Raw genomic sequence first — 3,138 nt, forward strand, 5'->3', positions numbered from 1 at the left:
TACATAGCCATTCCGCCGTCGACATGTATTACTTGACCTGTTATGTAATTTGAATTATCACTAGCTAAAAATACTGCTGTATTAGCTATGTCTTCTACACTTCCAAATCTGTTTAGTGGAACTTGTGATAAAATATTTTTCTTTTGATCTTCATTTAAAACTCTTGTCATATCTGTATCTATAAATCCTGGTGCTATAGCATTTACTGTTATACCTCTGCTTCCGATTTCTCTTGCAAGAGATTTAGTCATTCCTATAAGTCCTGCCTTTGATGCACAGTAATTTACTTGTCCTGGATTTCCAACTACACCTACTACAGATGACATGTTTACTATCTTTCCTGATCTTTGTTTTAGCATTATTGGTGTAACTGCTTTTAAACAGTTAAATGCACCTTTTAAGTTTACCTTTATTACACTGTCAAAATCTTCTTCCTTCATTCTTATTAAAAGATTGTCCTTTGTTATACCAGCGTTGTTTACTAATATATCTACTTTTCCAAACTCTTTTTTTGCTTCTTTTATAAGATGTTCAGCTTCTTTTATTTCGCTTACATCTGCCTTTACTACTAATGTTTTTGAGCCTAAAGCATCTAATTCTTCTTTGACCTTTAGAGCTTCTTCTTCGTTATTTCTATAATTTATAACTATATTTGCGCCTTCTTTAGCAAACTTTATAGCTATTGCCTTTCCTATTCCTCTTGAAGCACCTGTTATTACAGCGCATTTATCCTTTAACATAAAATCCTCCATTTCATAAAAATACAGTTTATAAATTTTCTCTGAGATAATTATCTCTACGAGTGTTATAAACTCAAGCTAGATACTGTACTTTCTAGTGAATCAATATCTTCAACATTGTATATCTTAGCATTTTTATCTATTTTCTTGACAAATCCACTTAATGTCTTACCTGGTCCAACTTCTACAAAAGTATCTACTCCTCTATCTAGTAAGTCTCTTATACTTTTTTCAAATAAAACTGGAGACATTATTTGTTGTCTAAGTAGTTCCTTTACATCGTCGCCTTTTTCAAATGGAGCTCCTTTTACATTTGAATAAGCTATTTTTTCAAAATCATTTATTTCTGCCTTTTTTAATTCTTCATAAAATTCGTAGCTAGCATCCTTGTACATTGAGCTGTGGAAAGGTCCACTAACCTTTAGAGGTAAAACTCTTCCTCCTAGCTCTTTTGCTATTTTAACACTTGCTTTTATGGCACTTACTTCACCAGATATAACTGTTTGACCTGGACAATTGTAGTTAGCTCCTTCAACTAATCCAAATTCCTTTGCTCTTTTTATAAGCTCTTCTACCTTGTCTGGAGTTAATTTTAGTACAGCAGCCATAGTTCCTTGCTCTGGGCTTATAGCACTGTCCATTATTTCAGCTCTTTTTTTGATTAATTTAATACCATCTTCAAAGCTCAAAGCACCGGCATCCATCAAAGCTCCATACTCACCTAATGAAAGACCTAAAGCATACTTAGCAGAAATTCCTCTAAGCTCTAATGCCTTAGCACATGCAATTGAAGTAAGTAGTATTGCAGGCTGAGAATATTTAGTTCTTTTTAAATCCTCTTCGTTGCCATCGAAAATCATGTCCTTCATAGGCATGCCTAGTATTTCATCGCCCATATCAAATATTTTTTTACATTCATCTATATTTTCATATAAACTTTTCCCCATGCCTACGTATTGAGCTCCTTGTCCAGGGAAAAGAAATGCCATATTTTCTATCATAAAAGTCCTCCACTTATTCACTTAAATAATTAATAATTCCCATAGTCTCTTTATAATTAAATAATTATATAATTATTTAATTAAATTTTTATTATCTATTCATACATTTATCAAATTCTGCTACTAATTCTTCTATTATTTCCTTGCAGCTTTGTTCCTTTTTAACAAGCCCTGCTATTTGACCTGCCATAACACTTCCATTTTCTGTATCTCCATCTACAACTGCCTTTCTCAAAGCGCCTCTAGTTAATTCTTCTAATTCTTCAGAATCTGGCTTACTTTTTTCTATTTTTAAGTACTCTCTAGTAAGCTTATTTCTTAAAACCCTTACTGGATGAGAAGTTGATCTTCCTGTAACTTCTGTTTCTATATCCTTAGCCTTTAAAACTTTTTCTTTGTATCTAGGGTGAACTGTACATTCATTTGAAACTAAGAAACGAGTTCCCATTTGAACACCTACAGCTCCTAGCATAAATGCTGCAGCTATTCCTCTACCATCACCGATTCCTCCAGCTGCTATAACTGGTATATCTACTGCATCTACAACCTGTGGTACTAAACTCATTGTAGTAGTTTGACCTATATGTCCACCTGATTCCGTGCCTTCAGCTATAACTGCATCTGCTCCGAACTTTTCCATTCTTTTTGCAATTGCCACTGATGCTACCACTGGTATTATCTTTATACCGTGTTCTTTCCACATTTCTATATATTTTGCAGGACTACCTGCTCCAGTAGTTACTACAGGTACATTTTCTTCACATACTAACTGAGCTATTTCATCGGCATTTTCTTGCATAAGCATTACATTTACACCAAATGGCTTGTCAGTCATAGATTTTGCCTTTCTTACTTGTTCTCTAACAACTTCTGTAGGTCCAACTCCTGTGATTATTCCTAGACCTCCAGCTTCACTGACTCCTACTGCAAGAGAAGCATCAGCAATCCATGCCATACCTCCTTGTATAATAGGGTATTTTATATTTAATAATTCTGTTATCTTATTGCCTTTCATAATTCCTTCTAAATCCTCTCTTTGATTTATCTCGGTTTTTCCATATTTGAATAAATCTAACTAATTTCTTAGTTAGATTTATTCTTGAGATTTATAAAATTTTAATTTTGTCACAATCGTCTTTAATTTGTACTTTTATTATTTTGCTGCAACTTTTTCTTCTATGTATGTAACTAAATCTTGAACTGATTTTAAGTTTTCAGCATCTTCTATTTCTATATCGAATTCTTCTTCTAATTCAGTTACTAATTCGAATACATCTAAAGAATCTATTTCTAAAGATTTAAAAGTACTGTCTAGTGTTATATCGTCCTTTTCTAAAGATAAGCTTTCTACCATCATTTCTTGTATTTTTTCAAACATAATTTTTTCCTCCATTTTT

Annotated in this window: 4 protein-coding genes; all 4 read right to left on the bottom strand. The window is 32.8% G+C overall.

Features of this window, described 5'->3' with window-relative positions:
- On the bottom strand, positions 1 to 752 hold a 752-nt coding region (gene fabG / locus ACI3VO_RS11835; protein WP_439758109.1), incomplete at its 3' end, for a 3-oxoacyl-[acyl-carrier-protein] reductase.
- Between the two features lie 53 nt (positions 753 to 805).
- On the bottom strand, positions 806 to 1,741 hold the full coding sequence (gene fabD / locus ACI3VO_RS11840) for an ACP S-malonyltransferase (RefSeq protein WP_439758110.1): 936 nt from the start codon (positions 1,739 to 1,741) through the stop codon (positions 806 to 808).
- Positions 1,742 to 1,832: 91 nt separating this feature from the next.
- Positions 1,833 to 2,756: an enoyl-[acyl-carrier-protein] reductase FabK gene (fabK, locus tag ACI3VO_RS11845; RefSeq protein ID WP_439758111.1), complete on the bottom strand. Its 924-nt coding sequence runs from the start codon at positions 2,754 to 2,756 to the stop codon at positions 1,833 to 1,835.
- A 138-nt stretch (positions 2,757 to 2,894) separates the two neighbouring features.
- Positions 2,895 to 3,138: acyl carrier protein (locus tag ACI3VO_RS11850; RefSeq protein WP_439758112.1), on the bottom strand; the 244-nt coding region annotated here is incomplete at its 5' end.

Source organism: Intestinibacter sp., from assembly GCF_051866655.1.
Taxonomy (GTDB): Bacteria; Bacillota; Clostridia; order Peptostreptococcales; family Peptostreptococcaceae; genus Intestinibacter.

Bases quoted from the DNA above. Each gene is read 5' to 3' on its own strand.
- fabK (WP_439758111.1), bottom strand. From the start codon at position 2,756: ATGAAAGGCAATAAGATAACAGAATTATTAAATATAAAATACCCTATT.
- fabD (WP_439758110.1), bottom strand. From the start codon at position 1,741: ATGATAGAAAATATGGCATTTCTTTTCCCTGGACAAGGAGCTCAATAC.